16 protein-coding genes are annotated in these 17,951 nt (G+C 49.2%); 3 read left to right on the top strand and 13 right to left on the bottom strand.

The annotated features are described in order from the left end of the window. Window positions 1–166: 166 nt before the first annotated feature. Window positions 167–2,161: an NAD(+) synthase gene (locus F7D73_RS07345; protein WP_153123525.1), complete on the bottom strand. Its 1,995-nt coding sequence runs from the start codon at window positions 2,159–2,161 to the stop codon at window positions 167–169. A gap of 150 nt (window positions 2,162–2,311) precedes the next feature. Beyond that, the gene (locus F7D73_RS07340) at window positions 2,312–3,448 is read right to left on the bottom strand and encodes a DUF2027 domain-containing protein (protein ID WP_153123523.1); all 1,137 of its coding nucleotides are present in this window, start codon (window positions 3,446–3,448) and stop codon (window positions 2,312–2,314) included. A gap of 246 nt (window positions 3,449–3,694) precedes the next feature. Between F7D73_RS07340 and ispE the strand changes: the two genes are divergently transcribed. Together ispE and F7D73_RS07330 are read left to right on the top strand one after the other, a co-directional pair. Then, entirely contained in the window at window positions 3,695–4,555 is an 861-nt protein-coding gene (gene ispE / locus F7D73_RS07335) for a 4-(cytidine 5'-diphospho)-2-C-methyl-D-erythritol kinase (RefSeq protein WP_153123521.1), read from the top strand. A 6-nt stretch (window positions 4,556–4,561) separates the two neighbouring features. Beyond that, entirely contained in the window at window positions 4,562–5,176 is a 615-nt protein-coding gene (locus F7D73_RS07330; RefSeq protein ID WP_153123557.1) for a DNA alkylation repair protein, read from the top strand. Window positions 5,177–5,327: 151 nt separating this feature from the next. Here F7D73_RS07330 and F7D73_RS07325 read toward each other — a convergent pair whose 3' ends face one another. Together F7D73_RS07325 and F7D73_RS07320 are read right to left on the bottom strand one after the other, a co-directional pair. Then, window positions 5,328–5,834 (bottom strand): NUDIX hydrolase, encoded by a 507-nt coding sequence (locus F7D73_RS07325; RefSeq protein WP_153123519.1) that lies wholly within the window; start codon window positions 5,832–5,834, stop codon window positions 5,328–5,330. A gap of 6 nt (window positions 5,835–5,840) precedes the next feature. Next, a complete protein-coding gene (locus F7D73_RS07320; protein WP_153123518.1) occupies window positions 5,841–7,847 on the bottom strand; it encodes a dipeptidyl-peptidase 3 family protein in 2,007 nt (668 codons plus the stop codon). Window positions 7,848–8,008: 161 nt separating this feature from the next. Between F7D73_RS07320 and recQ the strand changes: the two genes are divergently transcribed. Continuing rightward, complete coding sequence (recQ, locus tag F7D73_RS07315; RefSeq protein WP_153123516.1) at window positions 8,009–9,853, top strand: DNA helicase RecQ; 1,845 nt, start codon at window positions 8,009–8,011, stop codon at window positions 9,851–9,853. Between the two features lie 89 nt (window positions 9,854–9,942). Here recQ and F7D73_RS07310 read toward each other — a convergent pair whose 3' ends face one another. The 9 genes from F7D73_RS07310 to atpD all read right to left on the bottom strand — a co-directional run bounded on the left by F7D73_RS07310 (window position 9,943) and on the right by atpD (window position 17,718). Beyond that, entirely contained in the window at window positions 9,943–10,917 is a 975-nt protein-coding gene (locus F7D73_RS07310) for a F0F1 ATP synthase subunit gamma (RefSeq protein WP_153123514.1), read from the bottom strand. 6 nt (window positions 10,918–10,923) lie between these two features. Next, the gene (gene atpA, locus F7D73_RS07305; protein WP_153123512.1) at window positions 10,924–12,510 is read right to left on the bottom strand and encodes a F0F1 ATP synthase subunit alpha; all 1,587 of its coding nucleotides are present in this window, start codon (window positions 12,508–12,510) and stop codon (window positions 10,924–10,926) included. An 85-nt stretch (window positions 12,511–12,595) separates the two neighbouring features. Then, window positions 12,596–13,132 (bottom strand): F0F1 ATP synthase subunit delta, encoded by a 537-nt coding sequence (locus F7D73_RS07300; RefSeq protein ID WP_153123510.1) that lies wholly within the window; start codon window positions 13,130–13,132, stop codon window positions 12,596–12,598. Between the two features lie 8 nt (window positions 13,133–13,140). Next, entirely contained in the window at window positions 13,141–13,641 is a 501-nt protein-coding gene (gene atpF / locus F7D73_RS07295) for a F0F1 ATP synthase subunit B (protein ID WP_153123508.1), read from the bottom strand. Window positions 13,642–13,783: 142 nt separating this feature from the next. Beyond that, a complete protein-coding gene (atpE, locus tag F7D73_RS07290; RefSeq protein WP_006846851.1) occupies window positions 13,784–14,023 on the bottom strand; it encodes an ATP synthase F0 subunit C in 240 nt (79 codons plus the stop codon). A gap of 133 nt (window positions 14,024–14,156) precedes the next feature. Beyond that, the gene (gene atpB, locus F7D73_RS07285) at window positions 14,157–15,263 is read right to left on the bottom strand and encodes a F0F1 ATP synthase subunit A (RefSeq protein WP_153123506.1); all 1,107 of its coding nucleotides are present in this window, start codon (window positions 15,261–15,263) and stop codon (window positions 14,157–14,159) included. Between the two features lie 48 nt (window positions 15,264–15,311). After that, window positions 15,312–15,755, bottom strand: coding sequence for a hypothetical protein (locus tag F7D73_RS07280; protein WP_153123504.1), 444 nt, complete (start codon window positions 15,753–15,755; stop codon window positions 15,312–15,314). Window positions 15,756–15,791: 36 nt separating this feature from the next. Next, on the bottom strand, window positions 15,792–16,031 hold the full coding sequence (gene atpC, locus F7D73_RS07275) for an ATP synthase F1 subunit epsilon (protein ID WP_153123502.1): 240 nt from the start codon (window positions 16,029–16,031) through the stop codon (window positions 15,792–15,794). Window positions 16,032–16,191: 160 nt separating this feature from the next. Further along, window positions 16,192–17,718, bottom strand: a complete 1,527-nt coding sequence (gene atpD / locus F7D73_RS07270; RefSeq protein WP_153123500.1) for a F0F1 ATP synthase subunit beta — start codon at window positions 17,716–17,718, stop codon at window positions 16,192–16,194. Window positions 17,719–17,951 lie beyond the last annotated feature (233 nt).

Raw genomic sequence — 17,951 nt, 5'->3', positions numbered from 1 at the left:
TGTTTTTACTTTTGGGCGCAAAGTTACAAAAAAAATATGTTTTACCCAAAAATAGAAAGACTTTTTATATAATTATTTTATTATAAACGAAAAAGTTAGGAGTTGGAACAGCGCCCCGACTCCTAACTTTTTATTTCCCGTTTTATTAAAACTTCGCTGCCATGTATTATAAATTTTCCGCCTCCTGCAGCCAGATAGTGGATGCAGCATCGCTAGGCATGCGCCAGTCGCCACGAGGACTGAGGCTCACGCTTCCCACCTTCGGACCATCAGGCAGACAGCTGCGCTTGAACTGCTGGTTGAAGAATCTCCTCACGAAGGTCTTCAGCCACTTCTTGATGGTCTCCTCATCATAGGAATCAGGATCGTTGTCGCTGATTTTCACGCGCTCCAGCTCGGTATCGATAAATGCCTTCTTTGCCAGCATGTAGATCTTGGCTGGACAGAAACCGAAGCGAAGGAAGTAGTAGAGGAAGAAATCGTGCAACTCGTATGGTCCCACCAGGTCTTCGGTCTTCTGCTTGATATTACCGTTCTCATCTGCCGGAATCAGCTCAGGACTGATTGGCGTATCGATGATGTCGCGAAGGGTGATGCGGCTCTGCTCGTCTACCCCACTCTCGGCAACATGGTTTACGAGATAACGGATCAGGGTCTTTGGGATGCTGGCATTCACGCCATACATGCTCATGTGGTCGCCATTATAGGTAGCCCATCCCAAAGCCAGCTCAGAGAGGTCGCCGGTACCGATAACCATTCCTCCCATCTTATTTGCCAAGTCCATCAGGATCTGGGTACGTTCACGTGCCTGCGAATTTTCATAGGTTACATCATGCACGCTGGCATCATGACCGATGTCCTCGAAGTGCTGGGTTACCGCCTTGGCGATGCTGATTTCCTTGATGGTGATACCGAGGCTCTGCATCAGTGAGATGGCATTGTTGTAGGTTCTGTCCGTGGTTCCGAAACCAGGCATGGTGACGCCCACGATACCCTTGCGGTTCATCTTCAGTTTATCAAATGCCTTCACGCAGACGAGCAAGGCAAGCGTAGAATCCAGTCCGCCGCTGATACCCACCACTACGGTCTTGGCATGGGTATGGACGATGCGCTTGGCAAGTCCCATCAGCTGGATATTGAATATCTCCTCGCAGGAGGCATTCATGTCGTTGCTGGCAGGAATAAAAGGATGCGGATTCACCTCACGCTCCAGCACGAATTCACGCTCATTCTCGGTAGGATCTGCATCGATGTTGCGGATATTGAACTGTCCTCCGAGAACAGAATATTTGATGTTGCGCTGGGCATTCACATAGGTTGAATTTGTACGACGTTCCGAGCGGAGTTTCTCTACATCTACCTGCGAGATAACCATCTGAGGATCAAGTGAGAAACGTTCACTTTGTGAAAGTAAAACTCCATTCTCATAAATCAGGGCATTTCCACCATATACAACATCCTGTGTACTTTCCCCGAAACCGCAGGAACTATACACGTATCCGGTCATCGTGCGGGCGCTCTGCTGACTCAGAAGACTCTTCAGATAATTGTGCTTACCGATGAGTTCATCGCTGGCAGAGAGATTGAAGATAAGGTCAGCTCCAGCCAATGCCAACTTGTTGCTTGGAGGAGCAGGAGCCCATACATCCTCACAGATCTCCACGCCAAACTGCACGCCGTCGTAGGTCTGGAATATCTGCACATCCGGAGTCAGTTTCACCTTGTGTCCGGCATAGCGGATTTCGCAGTCTCTCAGGTCCTGAGCAGAGGCAAACCAGCGCTTCTCGTAGAACTCGCTGTAGTTAGGCAGATAGGTCTTAGGCACGACACCCAAGATCTGTCCGTGCTGGATGACGATACCGCAGTTGAGCAGCAGGTCACCAGCCACAACCGGTGCACCGACGATGGAGATGATATCTAGCTTGCGTGTGAAATCAAGCAGCATCATCACCGCCTGCTCCGATGTTTCCAGCAGCATCTGCTGGCGGAAAAGGTCCTGACAGGAATAACCCGTAATGGACAGTTCCGGGAAAGTAATGATCTCTACGCCCTTGCCTTCAGCCTGGGCTATCAGATCTTCTATCTGTTGAGCATTGAATACCACATCACCCACCTTGACAGATGGAATGGCACTCGCCACCTTGATAAATCCGTACTTCATATTACTTTGAACTTTGAGATTTGAACTTGGAACTTTAAGATTTGAACTTGAAACTTGGAACTGTATGATTACTTTGAGTGATATAACTTGCTAAGCATATCATAAAGTTCAAAGTTCCAAGTTCAATGTTCAATGCTCAATGTTCGATGTTTACTTAATCGTTACCTGTGTGGCACCATAGCCGTATTCCTGGAAGGAAGCATCCTGGTAGCTGCAGCTCTTATAGCGATAGTTCAGCTCATGGATGAGAGCCTGGCGCAGTACGCCTTCGCCCTTGCCATGGATGAAGACAATCTTCTGTCCCTTCTTGTTCTTGTATTCATTCATCGTCTTCGTGAACACATCCATCTGATAATGAAGGATATCGGCAGAATTCATTCCAGCAGTTGTTTCAAGTACCTCGTCCGCATGAAGGTCTACTACGAGTGTGCCATCATCCTTCTTGCTCTTCTTCTTGCCGGTATTGGCAATCACCTTCTCGTCCTTGTACATCTGCTCCTTCAATCGTTTGGAGTCGATAACGAGCGGACGAGCCACCTCGTCATTCTCTACGATGGTGAAGAGATAGGCTGGAGTCTCGAAGAAATCATTCTCCCCGAAGAGATGAAGCTTGTAGAACTTCACTGGGTCCAGACGGAACTGTACGTCGGTAGCCGGCTTCAGGAGGAAAGGTTTCTCCTTCTTGTAGGCAATCATCTGGATGGCGATATGCTCCATTTCGTTCAGCGCCTCACGGCCGAACTCCTCGATGAAGAGCTTGGTATTGGGTTCGATTTCACCCTCAGCCTTCAAGGTCCAGGCATTGCCCTCTGCTACGAGATAAGTATAGTGCAGATAATAGTTGCTGTCGTTCACCATATAGGTCTCGAAACGGGTATTGGTAACCTCCTTGATATCGATAGGCACGAAGGCGAGATAGGCGCTCAGCTTGTTGCCGCCCGTACGCTCCTGGATGTGCTTGACGAAGGTTACTTCCCTGTCAGCCGGATCATACTCTTCCTCCTCGATGTCGGTATCATGCTCATTGAGGATAGCCTTGATGCTTCGGCTGTCCTGATGCAGTTCCGTGTTGGCATGTTCTTCCGCCTTCTGCTTGGCATCCATCTTAGCCGAAATCATCTTACCCATGGCATAGTCGTCCTGCTCTACTACCACTACCTCGTTGATAGGCATAGGGATTTCAAATCCATCCTCGTCCTCTACCAGGACGATATTCTTACCCTGGAAGCCGGCAACCTTACCGCCACCCACTTCACTCAGGAATCTTACTTTATCTCCTTTTTTCATATCTGTTATTTTTTATATTCTTACTTACTATTGCGATATACGGGTCGTTGAAAGACCGGCGCTGACGACATACGGTTGCTAAAAAAGCCGTATATTTTCTGCAAAGATACAAAAGATATTGCAAAATACTACCGTTTTTTATTATTTTTAATGTATGTAAGAAAATAATCTATAGGAAAGGGAGCAGTATTGAGATATTTTTTATATCTTTGCAAGAGAATTATCGACTCTTAAACAATTTAGATTATGATTACATTTCCTTGCGCCAAGATAAACCTTGGCTTAAATATAGTCAGCAAACGGGCAGACGGTTATCACAATCTGGAGACCGTGTTCTACCCTATTCCGCTAACAGATGCGCTGGAAATCAAGCTCATGGGCGAAGAGTTTCCGAGCGAAGTGCCATGCGATCTCAAGATAACAGGCAATGCCATAGATTGCGATGAGCAGAACAATCTAGTGGTGAAGGCATATAACATGATTGCAGCCGACTTCAAGATACCTCGCATCCATGCCCATCTCTTGAAGCGTATTCCGTCTCAGGCAGGTATGGGTGGCGGTTCTTCTGATGCAGCCTACATGATTCGCCTGCTGGATGAACGGTTCCGTCTCAACATCGGCAATTCCGAGATGGAACGATATGCAGCCAAGCTGGGTGCCGACTGTGCCTTTTTCATCGCTGCCAATCCAGAGGATGGAGATACAGCCTGCTATGCTGAGGGAATCGGCGATGTATTGATGCCGGTAAGCGGTCCTGGCGACAACATGAAGGGCTATTACATCGTTGTGGTGAAGCGCGATGACATTGCCGTGAGCACCAAGGATGCCTATGCAGCCATCACTCCTAAGCAGCCTGCTAAGTGCTGCCGTGACATCGTACGTCAACCTATCGAGACCTGGAAGGAAGAACTCATCAATGATTTCGAGGCTCCTATCTTTGCGATGCATCCTGAGCTTGCCGAAATCAAGGAGAGCCTTTACAATCTCGGTGCCGTATACGCAGCAATGAGTGGCAGCGGAAGTGCCATCTTCGGCATCTTCAAGCATAAGCCAGCAAACATAGAGGAACAGTTCGAGGGAATGTTCTGCAAAACAATGAAACTTTAAAAAATGATGAACGAAGAAACACATCAGAAACTGATGACTATCAAGCGAAGCTTTCGCTTGCTGATGAATGGTCCGGGTTCGCAGTCGATGCGCGACAAGGGCTTGGGATATAAACTGAATTGGGGCGTGCCATTCTATGAGCTCAAGAAGATGGCGCAGGAATACGGCAAGGACTATGACCTCGCCATCGAACTCTGGAAGGAAGACATCCGAGAGTGCAAGATTCTGGCTACGCTCATCATGCCTGCCGACAGGATGCTTGCCGAGATCACGGATATCTGGATGGAACAGGTACAGAGCCAGGAGATGGCTGAGATGCTTGCCTTCAACCTGCTGCAGCATGTAGACTATGCGCCTGTGATTGCCTATCAATGGATTGCAAGCGACAAGCCATTCTATGAGATTGCCGGTTTCCAGCTCCTTGCCCGTCTCTTTGCAAATGGTCAGGAGCCTAACGAGCGTGGCATCAATGAGTTCCTTGATCAGGCTGCCGTGGCTTTGCAGGGTGACAATATGGGCATCAAGCACGCTGCTGCCAATGCCGTCATGCGATTCTGTGACTTCGGAGAGGATTTCGAGAAGATTGCTCAGGGGGCACTCAAGGGAATCTTCGAGATATAATCTTACTTACATGTTCTTAATGTCTCACAGATTTTAACATCCCACAGAGGTGTAATTTTAAAAGTCCCACAGATTTCACAGATTTACACAGTTTTTTTCTCGAACTGCAGAAATGCTCTGTGTAAATCTGTGAAATCTGTGGGACATTTTCTTAGCGGTCGAAAAACTTCTGGTATTCGTTTTCGAAATTAGGAGTAAAGACACCTTTTCCAATGTTTTCCTTAATTTCCTCCTTACTCCAGAATCTGCCACCAGCCAATTCTTCCTGGCTAGGCTTCACCTCACCGTCGTATACGCAGCGGTGAACGTATACCAGTTCCTTTTCCCTCTGACTTTCAAAGACATAATGTCCCAAAGACTCCGGTTCGAAATCGGTGATACCCAGCTCTTCCCTTACTTCACGATGAAGCGCCTGATTCACGCTCTCGCCTAAATCTACGTGCCCACCACAGGCTGTATCCCATTTATCCGGCTGGATATCCTTCCATGCCGGACGATGCTGAAGATACAGTTCTCCCTTGCTGTTGAATACATGCAGATGAACCACCGGATGCAATATCTTGCTTCCGTCATGGGCATGTCCCCGGGTGATGGCACCCAGGATATTGCCCATTTCATCCACTATCGGAAATTCCTCGTTCTTATTATCTGTCATCATTTCTTATTACAAAGTTCCGTATTCGTCTGAATAACGAAGCATCTGGTCGGTATAACTCTCCTCGTAATCCAATAAAACATCTGTAGGAGTACCCTCCTCATCATAATGCAGCGTCATCTTCGGATTGATGAATCCCTTATATGGAGCGAGATTCAGCTTCTTGTATCTTGCCAGTATCTCACGATGCAAGGCTGGGTCGATGTTCACTGCATACTTCTCTACCAGCTGTCGGGCTGCCTCATAATCGCCCTCGCTCTTGATGCGCTGAATCTCGGCAAGTAGTTCACCGAAGAGATGACGGAGCTTTTCATAATCATTCACCTTCACATAGGTTCGGGTGGTGATGATATTGCCCTCTGCATCCTTCAGCGCATCCTCGGCAGAAGCATAGTTCACTTCTTCCTGAACGAGTTCCACGGCTCCCTCTGCATGTTCCAGCGTCCACCAGGCGATGAGGGCACGGTTACGCATGTGGGCTTCCTCTATCTTGTCGCCCTCCTTGATGCGGATGGTCTGGGTGAGCAGTCCGTTCATCAGATAGCTGTAATACTGAGCCTTATACGCCTCGTCATTAGGCGTCAGACCGAGTTCTACCAGCTTATGATCGGCTACATAATAGAGTCCGAAGAGGTCGGCACGGGCTTCTTCTATGGTGTTGCCGTAAGCTTTCAGAGCATCCGGGTCTGTGGTAGGAAGCAACTGTCCGCTACCATGTCCCAAGCACTCGTGCAGGTCGGTATGCAGGTCATCGGTGATGTCGGCATACTGGTTCATCAGCGCCACGGTTTCCTTGTCGATGACAAACTCATCTCTGAATCCGTTGCCCTGTGCAGCTTTATTGTAGGCATCAGTCAGGTTGCCGATGGTAACGCTCTTGGAGCCATGTTCCTGACGGATCCAGTTGGAGTTAGGCAGGTTGATGCCGATGGCAGAAGCCGGATATTCCTCACCGCCCAGCATGGCAGCACAGATGACGTTGGCTGTAACTCCCTTCACTTCCGGCTTGCGGAAACGGGGATCTACAGGCGAATGGTCCTCAAACCACTGTGCGTTCTGGCTGATGGTCTGGGTGCGCTTGGTAGCCTCCAGGTCCTTATATTCCACGATACCTTCCCATGTACCTTTCATACCGAGAGGGTCACCGTATACTTCGATGAATCCATTGATGAAATCCACCAGACCTTCATGCTGTTCTACCCATGCGATGCAGTATCGGTCGAAATCCTCCAGGCTACCGGTGCGGTAGAACTTCACCAGCAGGTCGATGACATGCTTCTGCCCTTCGTTCTCAGCATACTTCTGCGCCTTGAGCAGCCAGGACACGATTTCGCGGATGGTCTCCCCATAGAGTCCATCTTCCTTCCATGTCAGTTCCACTACTTCATTGTTGCGCTTGGTCAGTTTGGAGTTGAGTCCGTATGAAGGAGGGTTCGGATTGTCCGTGTTCTTCATCTTGGCATAGAATCTCTCTACCTCCTCCTGCGTCACATCCTCGTAGAAGTTGCAGGCAGATGTCAGCACCAGGTCTTCCCCATCCGTCTGGTTCACGCGCTTAGGCATCACCTCGGGGTCGAAGAGGATGGATTCCAGCTGTCTCATGAGGTCTTCCTTGGTTTCTCCCCTCTTGATGGGCAGGAGTTCTTCCCCTATGTTTTCCAGCAGATGATAGAAATATTCCTCGGAGAATCCCGGTTTGAATTTTTCACAACCATAATGGTGATGAATGCCACTGGCAAACCAGATGCGCTTCAGGTAGACTTCGAATGCCTTGAATTCCTCGCATTCTCTGTCGCCTTCATAGTGCAGATAAACGGTTTCCAGTGTTTTTCTGATGCGAAGATTGTACTTTCCCTGCTGGTCGAACGTGATATCTCGTCCCATCAGGGTAGCCTTAGCCAAGCAGAAAATATACAGTTTCTGGTTGAGCGATAAGTCCTCAAATCCCTTCAGCTCATAGCGGAGCATCTGGATGTCGGCGAATCGCTCATTCGTGTTCACATTACATTTTGCCATGTTATCATTGTTTGATTCTACCGCAAAAGTACGACAATTATTTTATATTTCAAACTTTTTTGGCTACTTTTCTTACTTTTAAGTGTAGAAAATGACTATTCTCCCGATTTTTTAGTAACTTTGCAGGAATATCGAACAAAAAAGTAGAAAATAAGAAGAAAATGCAAATCCACGAGATATTAAAGACATACTTCGGTTACGACTCGTTCCGTCCCAATCAGGAAGCCATCATCCAGGAGGTGATGCAGGGGCACGACTGTCTGGTGCTGATGCCTACGGGCGGCGGCAAGAGTCTGTGCTATCAGGTGCCGGCATTGGCGATGGAGGGAACGGCGGTGGTCATCTCTCCGCTCATCAGTCTGATGCACGACCAGGTTGAGGCGCTCAAGGCGAACGGTATTCCTGCCGAGGCTCTGAACAGCGGCAATGATGCTACCGATGAAGTCATCATCCGCCGTCGCTGCGAGGCTGGCGATCTGAAGCTGCTGTATGTATCACCCGAGAAGCTGATCAGCGAGATTCCTTTCCTCTTCAGCAACATCAGGATATCGCTCTTTGCGGTAGACGAGGCGCATTGCATCAGCCAGTGGGGGCATGATTTCCGTCCGGAGTACAACCAGCTGGGTCTGCTCCGCGAGAAGTTCCCCAACGTCCCGGTGATGGCGCTCACGGCTACAGCCGATAAGATTACGCGCCAGGACATCATCCAGCAGCTGCATCTCAACGGTCAGACGTTCGTCAGCAGCTTCGACCGTCCTAACCTCAGTCTCTCCGTCCGTCAGGAGAGCACGAAGAAGGAGAAGCTGAAGTTCATCTACCGCTTCATCCAGAGCCATCGGGGCGATGCGGGTATCATCTATTGCCTGTCCCGCAAGAACACGGAGATGGTGGCAGAGGCACTGAAGGAGCACGGTATCAATGCCGAGGCCTATCATGCCGGACTCTCCAGCGTGCAGCGTGCATCGGTGCAGGAGCGCTTCAAGATGGACCAGATTGATGTGGTATGTGCCACCATCGCCTTCGGAATGGGCATCGACAAGGGCAATGTGAGATGGGTGATTCATTACAACATGCCGAAGAGCATCGAGAGTTTCTATCAGGAGATAGGACGTGCCGGACGAGACGGCGATCCTGCCGATACCATTCTCTTCTATTCGATGGGCGACATCATCACCCTGCGCTCGTTCTGCGAGGAGAGCGGACAGCGGACGGTGAACCTGGAGAAGCTGCGAAGAATGGAGGAATATGCCGAATCACGTGTGTGCCGCCGCCGCATTCTCCTGAATTACTTCGGAGAGACATCGGCAAAGGACTGCGGTCACTGCGATGTTTGCAACAATCCTCCGCGCACTTTCGACGGTACGGTACTCACGCAGAAGGCGCTCAGTGCCATGGTGAGAGCCAGCGAGAAGATTGCCGTGGGTACGTGTATCGAGATTCTCAGGGGCATGCAGACGCCTGCCGTTGTCAGGAATCATTATAATGAGCTGAAGACGTTTGGCGTGGGCAAGGACGTGAGCGTGCGCGACTGGCAGGCTTATCTGCTGCAGATGTTGCAGATGGGTTTCTTCGAGGTGGCGTATAATGCGCATAACCAGATGAAGGTTACGCCATTGGGATGGAAGGTTCTCAAGGGCAAGCATCAGGTTTCGCTGGCAATCATGGAGAATGAAGAGCGGTCAACTCGTCCGCAAAAAGCCAATAGGTCAGCACGCGGCAACAGCATCCCTGTGGTTCATGCCGAGCGTGTTGTTTTCCAAGAAGAAATGTCGGGTGCAGAAGACAAGAATCTCTTTGAATATCTGCGCAAGATCAGGAAGAATCTAGCTGACGAGCAGGGTTATCCGCCATACATCGTCCTTTCCGACAAGAGTCTGCATGAGTTGACCAGGATGAAGCCAACCACACTTGATGCCTTCGGTCTCATCAGCGGCATCGGTGAGTTCAAGGTGAAGAAGTATGGTGAAACATTCATCAAGGCTATCAGGAAATATACGGGAAGTTAGGAGTAAATTCATTCTCACACATAAGAAAAAAAAGAGGTAATCCATTCATCTGGGTTACCTCTTTTTTTATAATGAAATTGGAAGGAAACTTAGTTATTCACGCTACCTCCCACAATATCAAGCAATTCATTGGTAATGGCCTGTTGACGACTCTTGTTGTACTGCAAGTTGAGCTCACGAAGCAGTTCGTCGGCATTATCCGTAGCGGTCTGCATGGCAACCATGCGGGCAGCATGCTCACTCGCCTGACTATCCAGCAAGGCAGTGAAGAGCATGAGATGCAGCTGCTTAGGAATCAATACACCGAGAACGGTCTCCAAGTCTGGCTCCACGATGAAGTCATCGTTCAGAGGATGCGCCTCTGCCGATTTTCTTTCATTCTCCTCAGCCTGTTTCTTGCGTAGATACTCCTGCGCCTTAGCTGTAGCCACATTCGAGGTGAGGTCTCTGTCGTTATCCCCTCCTATTGCTTCTGTGCTGAGGTCGATAGGCAGGAAGGTCTTGCGGGTCAGAATCTGCGAGCCGGCACTCTTGAAGTGGTGATAAATCATCTCCACCTTGTCGAGTTCGCCAGCCGCATACTGCTTGGCAAGATTACGGGCGATGTCGGCACATGCGCTTGAATTAGGATGATCGGCAAGATCCATGAAGTTGCCGCCAATCTTGACTCCCAGCTTCTGTGCTTTCTCAGCCACCTTTCTTCCGATAGGATAAACCGTGATGTCGTCAATGCCCTGAGCCTTATACTCGTCGACCGTATGCATCATCATCTTGATGACGTTGGAATTGAATCCACCGCACAAGCTGCTGTTGGAACTGTAAACCACAAGAGCCACTCGCTTGGTTTCCTTGTGCTCCACCTGTAACTCATGGTCCACATTCGGAGTACTCACCAGGAAGCTCTTGAGGATATGTTCCAGCATATTCTCGTAAGGCAGCATGTTCTGTATAGCCACCTGTGCATGATGCAATTTGCTCGAAGCCACCATCTTCATGGCACTCGTAATCTTACGGGTACTGTTGACGCTGGCGATGCGAGTCTTAATCTCTTTTAACGACGGCATAGGCTATTACGCTTTATATTGTCCTGCAACATTAGCCATGGTCTCCTCGACTGCCTTAATGGCCTCGTCGGTGAGCTTACCATCGCCTAAAGTCTGAATCACATCGGCGTGCTGGCTGCGCATAGCGTCGAGGAACAGATCCTGGCACTCGCGAACCTTGTCCATTGGTACATCGTGCATCAATCCGTGCACACCGCAATAGAGGATAGCTACCTGCTCGCCCACTGGCATTGGGCGGTACTGAGGCTGAACCAGCAACTGGTCGTTCTTGCGACCACGGTCCAGTGTCATCGCTGTTACGGCATCCATATCGCTTGAGAACTTGGAGAAGGCCTCCAGCTCACGATACTGAGCCATATCAATCTTCAGTGTACCAGCCACCTTCTTCATACTCTTGATCTGGGCAGAACCACCTACACGGGATACGGAGATACCTACGTTGATAGCTGGACGGAAGCCCTGGTTGAAGAGGTCGGTCTCAAGGAAGATCTGACCGTCGGTGATGGAGATCACGTTGGTTGGGATGTATGCTGATACGTCACCAGCCTGTGTCTCGATGATAGGGAGGGCAGTCAAGGAACCGCCACCCTTTACCTTGCCCTTCATGCACTCAGGCAGGTCGTTCATCTGCTCTGCTACCTCCTGCTGGTCGTTGATACGAGCTGCACGCTCCAACAGACGAGAGTGGAGATAGAAGACATCTCCAGGGTAAGCCTCACGTCCTGATGGACGGCGGAGGATCAGGGATACCTCACGGTAAGCCACAGCCTGCTTACTCAGGTCATCGTATACGACGAGAGCAGAGAAACCGCGGTCGCGGAAATACTCACCGATGGCTGCACCGGCAAATGGTGCATAGTACTGCATCGCAGCTGGATCAGCAGCGGTAGCACTGACGATGATGGTATATGGCAGAGCGCCATGTTCCTTGAGGTTCTGTACCAATGCTGCAACGGTAGAAGCTTTCTGACCGATGGCTACATAGATACAATATACTGGCTTGCCTGCCTCGTAGAAGCTCTTCTGATTGATGATGGTATCCACTGCGATGGCAGTCTTACCGGTCTGGCGGTCGCCGATGATCAACTCACGCTGTCCACGACCGATAGGAATCATAGAGTCTACAGCCTTCAAACCTGTCTGAAGTGGTTCCTTTACTGGCTGGCGATAGATTACACCAGGGGCCTTGCGGTCCAATGGCATTTCGAAGGCATCAGTAAGGTCGATATCGCCGAGTCCGTCGATAGCCTGTCCCAGCGGATTAACGACACGTCCCAGGAAGTTATCGTTCACACGGATGGAAGCGATACGGTGGGTACGCTTCACGCTCTGTCCCTCCTTGATGCCAGCAGTAGGACCTAAGAGGACGCAACCTACATTGTCTTCCTCCAGGTTCATGACGATCGCCATCGTGCCGTTCTCGAACTCAAGAAGTTCATTAGCCTCTGCGTTGCGGAGTCCGTAGATACGTGCCACACCATCGCTGACGGTGAGTACAGTACCGACCTCATCAAACTTTTCAGAGCTATTCACCTCCTGCAGTTGCTGCTGAAGAACTTCAGACACTTCACTTGGTTTAATTTTATCTGACATTGTTTTATACTTTGAAAATTGAACTTTGAGATTTGAACTTTATGATTACCTTTCAAGGGTATCATTCATTCCATCCCTTTTCGTTTTACTTTTTGAGCTGTGTCAGAATGTTATTGAGCTTAGTCTTTACGCTCGCATCCATTCTGTAAGTATCATACTCAAGGATGAAACCTCCGATAATATCAGGGTTCACCTCAGTCTTGAACTCCACAGTACCTTGCGTTCTCTGCTCCACCATCTTGCGCATCTTATCCTCAGTAGAGGCATCAACGGCAGTGGCGGTGATCAGCTTACCGCGGATGATGTTCTTCTGTTTCCTGTAAAGAGTGATATACGAAGCAGCCATGAATTGCAGGGTGCTCTCCCTATCCTCCTTCAGTACGAGTGCGATGAACTTCTTGCTCAGCTCGGATGGGTTCTTGCCCAGGGCTGTGGTGAGAAGCGCCTGCTTCTTGTCTTTAGAGAGCATAGGGTTGTCTATCGTAAATCTCAGTTCAGGCACGTCGATGTAGCTCTTGTAGAGCGTCTGCATCTCCTGGTACACCTGATCTTCGAGCTTCATGCTGAGTGCGCTCTTGATGAGGGCACGGGCATAACGCACCGATATTACACCTATATCCATAAGCTTTACTATTTGTTGTCAGAAGAAACCTCGTCCAGCAGTCGATTTATCATATCCATCTGTGCCTTGTCGTCAGAGAGCTTAGCCTTGAGCACCTTCTCAGCAATCTGAACAGAGAGTTCAGCCACCTGACCGCGGATTTCGCGGATGGCGTTCTGCTTCTCAGATTCAATCTGTGCCTTGGCGTCAGAGAGGAGACGAGCGCCCTCTTCGCGAGCCTTGTCCTGTGCTTTCTCTACGATGGCGTCGCGTGTTTCGGCAGCCTCTCTGAGGATGGCAGCCTGCTTCTCGCGAGCTTCCTGCAAGATGGATTCACCTTCTTTTTGGATATTGGCAAGCTTCTCGTTGGCTTCGTGAGCTTTCTTCAGGCTCTCGTCGATGAAGGCCTTGCGATCGGTCACCATCTTGACGATGGCTCCGAAACCAGCCTTTCTCAAGATGACGAAGACAATCAGAAAAACGACTGTCATCCAGAAAAGCAAACCGCTATCAGGAATCAATAAATCCATATATACTGGTTAAAGTTTTACTTAAACGTTTTTATTTTAACTAACTCTAGAATAGTCTCTATCCTACCCCGGCTTCAGAACCCGGCAGAAACTCTGGAGGATATCCTTGATCCGGGGCTGATAATAGTGACATATGAGATGATTACATAACGATTGCCAAGATGGCGATGATGACAGCGAAGAACGCAACACCCTCAACCAACGCAGCTGCGATAATCATAGAAGAACGGAGGTCGCCCATCTTCTCTGGCTGGCGTGCCATAGCATCCATAGCCTGGCCACCAATGCGACCGATACCAATACCTGCGCCAATAGCGGCCAAACCTGCACCTACTGCGGCACCCAACTTTGCAATCTCTGCTGCTAATAAAAGTGATAACATAATCTTATAATTTAAGTTGTTAATATTTTCTTTATTTATTGTCTAATTGTATTTTTGCCTCTACATCAAATCATAAAGTTGAAAGCTCAAACTTCTCATAAAGTTCAAAGTTCAAACTTCAAAGTTCAATGTATTAAGCAACCTCTGGCTCAGCCTCATGAGACTTTACATGAGCCAGCGAGATGAATACTGCACTCAGCATGGTGAATACCAATGCCTGAATGTAGCTTACCAATACTTCGAGGAGCATCATGAAGACACTCATCGCAATACTTACTACTGTCATACCCGTACCTGCCACATAGTTGGCGATAGCATTCTCACTGATGTTGAACATGATGAAAATGATAGCCGCAAACGAAAGTGCGATGGCGTGACCCGCCATCATGTTGGCGAAGAGTCGGATAATCAAAGCCAACGGTTTCGTGAAGATACCGAAAAGCTCGATGAATGGCATCAATGGCACTGGAACCTTCAGCCAGGTTGGTACTTCTGGCCAGAAGATGTCCTTCCAGTATTCCTTCGTACCAGTGAAGTTGGTGATCAGGAAGGTCGTCACACCGAAGAATGCGGTGCAGGCGATATTACCCGTCAGGTTACCACCACCTGGAGGGAATGGTACGATACCCATGATGTTGGCCACGAAGATGAAGAAGAAGCAAGTAAGCAACCATGGTGCATACTTAGGGGCTTCCTTACCCAGTGTAGCCTTGATCACATCGTCATATACTGACATGACGAACATGTGCATCAGTCCTGTAAATCCCTTTGGTGCAGGGTCATCCACCTTGTGCTTCCTGCACCAGCTGGCTGGTATCAGGATGCAGAGCAACAGGATGATAGCGTCGATGAAGAGCACGCAAACGGTCTTCGTCATGGAGATGTCGAGAGGACGAACCTCCTGACCTCCCACCTTCTCTACTATCTTGTTAGGATTCGTCTGTGCTTCACCGTTCTTGATGACGAGGTTGAATGGTCCCGGACGGTCTCCGTTGGCATCCTTCTCTTCCGAGAATTGGCTGCTGCAGAAGACGTGCCAGCCCGTTGAGCTCTTCACGATGATAGGCAGATGAATCACTACGGGATGATCTCCCACCTTAGTGATATGCCATTCATAAGAATCCTTGATATGACCCCACAATATCTCTTTCACGTCGATGTTTTCCTTGGCCGATACCTGCACAGGTGCCAGCGTAAAGAGCAGCATCGCCATCAAGAGGAATTGCTTGAGATGTTTCATATTCTTTAATTCTTACTTTGTTATTAATTTATTTATCTGGGAGCCGCATCATGAAAGGCGGCTCTTTTTCTCTACCCGAGCGAAGTAGATGCAGTCGAACACGAGAAGCACTACATAGAACAGGGCGAAGATGGCAGTGAATCCCAGGATGTTCTGCTTGTCGCATACCAGCACGTAGATGAGGAACACCAGTGTACCGGCCATCAGCTTCAAGACCAATGCCGCCAGGTAGAACTTGGCGAGATTGGCAGGAGATGATTTAGCCACAGTCTTCCAGGCTTCACCATAAGCAGTACTTGCAACGAGCGAGAATATCGCACTCACTATCAGCGGATTAACAACCCGTGGCAGAATATCATCGCATAAAGCAGAAACCCTACAGGCGAAGAGGATGGCAAGAGCCATGAGAGCTGTGAGCCACAGAGAAATCTGCTTATACCTGATGCTCGCCTGCCTGATAGTCTGCAAGCGCAACTTTTCATCTTTTTCCATTATCTAATAATTAATCACTAAAAATTAATCACTTATCTAAACTTCTACGCAAAGGCTTACTTCGTTTTTCTTACATTCCACGAATCCGCCCTTGATGTTCATAGCCTGCTTGCCTTCCTTGGTGGTATACTCTACCTTGCCCTCTTCGAGCGAAGAGATGATTGGCGCGTGGTCTTTGAGAATCTCGAACGAGCCGATGGTTCCCGGAACCAGTACGCTCTCCACCTCACCCTGGAAGACTACTTTCTCAGGAGATACTATCTTTAGCTTTAACATAATCTTTAACTTTGAATTTTGAACTTTGAACTACGAACTTTGAACTTTGAACTTTGAACTTTGAACTTTATGATTAGCAAAGCTATTGAATTCTTCACTCTTCATTCTTCGTTCTTCACTCTTCATTCTTCGTTCTTCGTTCTTCACTCTTCACTAAAGACTACGCCTGTGCTGCTGCGAGCAACTGCTTAGCCTTCTCCTTCGCATCCTCGATAGTACCTACGTTGAGGAATGCCTGCTCTGGCAGGTCGTCTACCTCGCCGTCAAGGATGGCGTTGAAGCCCTTGATAGTCTCTTCGATAGGAACCATCACACCCTTCAGACCGGTAAACTGCTCGGCTACGGTGAATGGCTGACTCAGGAAACGCTGTACACGACGTGCACGGTTCACGGTCAACTTATCCTCATCCGAAAGCTCATCCATACCGAGGATGGCGATGATATCCTGCAACTCGTTGTAACGCTGCAGCAACTGCTTTACTCGCTGTGCACAATCGTAGTGAGCCTTGCCCACAATCAGTGGGTCGAGGATACGAGAGGTTGAACCCAGTGGGTCTACAGCAGGATAGATACCGAGAGAGGCAATCTTACGGGAAAGCTCTGTGGTAGCATCCAGGTGGGTAAAGGTGGTAGCTGGAGCAGGGTCGGTCAAGTCGTCGGCAGGAACGTATACAGCCTGCACGGAAGTGATGGAACCGTTCTTGGTAGAAGTGATTCGCTCCTGCATGGCACCCATCTCAGAAGCCAGTGTAGGCTGATAACCTACGGCTGATGGCATACGGCCGAGCAACGCAGAAACCTCAGAACCTGCCTGGGTGAAACGGAAGATGTTGTCGATGAAGAACATGATATCTGCTGCCTCACCGTCCTTGCCTCCGTGGTCACGGAACTCCTCGGCAACGGTCAGTCCTGAAAGCGCAACTGAAGCACGTGCCCCAGGTGGCTCGTTCATCTGTCCGTATACCAGGGTAGCCTGACTTTTTGCCAGCTCCTCTGGGTCTACGAGAGAAAGATCCCACTTACCTTCGTCCATTGCCTTTCTGAACTTCTCACCGTACTTGATAACGCCAGACTCGAGCATGTCTCGAATCAAGTCGTTACCCTCACGGGTACGCTCACCTACACCTGCGAATACAGAGTATCCGTTGTGTCCCTTGGCAATGTTGTTGATCAACTCCATGATGAGCACCGTCTTACCTACACCGGCGCCACCGAAAAGTCCAATCTTACCACCCTTCATGTAAGGCTCGAGCAGGTCGATGACCTTGATACCGGTAGCAAGCATCTCCTTGTGGGTTGACAGTTCGTCAAACTTAGGAGCTTCGCGGTGGATAGGATAAGCGCCCTTCATGTCCAATTCTTTCATACCATCAATAGGCTGTCCGATGACGTTCATCATACGGCCCTTGATCTGCTCACCTGCTGGCATGACGATAGGATTGCCTGTAGAGACAACCTCCAAGCCACGCTGCAAGCCGTCGGTGTTGTCCATAGCAACGCAGCGCACTGTGTCCTCACCGATGTGCTGCTGCACCTCGATGACCAGTTCGCGTCCGTCTGGGCGTTTCACCTTCAGAGCTTCGTAGATCTTAGGAAGCACCTTCTCAGGATTCTCGCCCTTGGTATCGAAGTAAACGTCGATAACCGGACCGATGATCTGCGAGATGCGTCCGTTAATTTGTGACATAAGCTTATTAATTTAAAGGTTATTTTTATATTATTTTTCTATTGTTCTATTCGCTCGAAATCAGGAATAGGAGTTGTTTCAGCTTCTTTCTTGATCAAGTAGATAGTGGGGAGATTCGCCTAGTGGCTTCGCCCCTGTTTTGCCCGGGAACTGACGAGCCTCGCCCATGGCTCCGCTCTCTCAATTCCCGGCGGCAAAAGTAACAATAATTTATGAAAACCGCAAATCTTTTT

The organism is Segatella copri (assembly GCF_009494395.1).
Lineage (GTDB): Bacteria > Bacteroidota > Bacteroidia > Bacteroidales > Bacteroidaceae > Prevotella.
This window is presented reverse-complemented; position numbering and strand designations above follow the sequence as displayed.

Bases quoted from the DNA above. Each gene is read 5' to 3' on its own strand.
- atpB (WP_153123506.1), bottom strand. From the start codon at position 15,263: ATGAAACATCTCAAGCAATTCCTCTTGATGGCGATGCTGCTCTTTACG.
- F7D73_RS07280 (WP_153123504.1), bottom strand. From the start codon at position 15,755: ATGGAAAAAGATGAAAAGTTGCGCTTGCAGACTATCAGGCAGGCGAGC.
- F7D73_RS07330 (WP_153123557.1), top strand. From the start codon at position 4,562: ATGAACGAAGAAACACATCAGAAACTGATGACTATCAAGCGAAGCTTT.
- atpE (WP_006846851.1), bottom strand. From the start codon at position 14,023: ATGTTATCACTTTTATTAGCAGCAGAGATTGCAAAGTTGGGTGCCGCA.
- recQ (WP_153123516.1), top strand. From the start codon at position 8,009: ATGCAAATCCACGAGATATTAAAGACATACTTCGGTTACGACTCGTTC.
- atpC (WP_153123502.1), bottom strand. From the start codon at position 16,031: ATGTTAAAGCTAAAGATAGTATCTCCTGAGAAAGTAGTCTTCCAGGGT.
- ispE (WP_153123521.1), top strand. From the start codon at position 3,695: ATGATTACATTTCCTTGCGCCAAGATAAACCTTGGCTTAAATATAGTC.
- F7D73_RS07320 (WP_153123518.1), bottom strand. From the start codon at position 7,847: ATGGCAAAATGTAATGTGAACACGAATGAGCGATTCGCCGACATCCAG.
- F7D73_RS07310 (WP_153123514.1), bottom strand. From the start codon at position 10,917: ATGCCGTCGTTAAAAGAGATTAAGACTCGCATCGCCAGCGTCAACAGT.
- F7D73_RS07345 (WP_153123525.1), bottom strand. From the start codon at position 2,161: ATGAAGTACGGATTTATCAAGGTGGCGAGTGCCATTCCATCTGTCAAG.
- atpD (WP_153123500.1), bottom strand. From the start codon at position 17,718: ATGTCACAAATTAACGGACGCATCTCGCAGATCATCGGTCCGGTTATC.
- F7D73_RS07300 (WP_153123510.1), bottom strand. From the start codon at position 13,132: ATGGATATAGGTGTAATATCGGTGCGTTATGCCCGTGCCCTCATCAAG.
- F7D73_RS07325 (WP_153123519.1), bottom strand. From the start codon at position 5,834: ATGATGACAGATAATAAGAACGAGGAATTTCCGATAGTGGATGAAATG.
- atpF (WP_153123508.1), bottom strand. From the start codon at position 13,641: ATGGATTTATTGATTCCTGATAGCGGTTTGCTTTTCTGGATGACAGTC.
- atpA (WP_153123512.1), bottom strand. From the start codon at position 12,510: ATGTCAGATAAAATTAAACCAAGTGAAGTGTCTGAAGTTCTTCAGCAG.
- F7D73_RS07340 (WP_153123523.1), bottom strand. From the start codon at position 3,448: ATGAAAAAAGGAGATAAAGTAAGATTCCTGAGTGAAGTGGGTGGCGGT.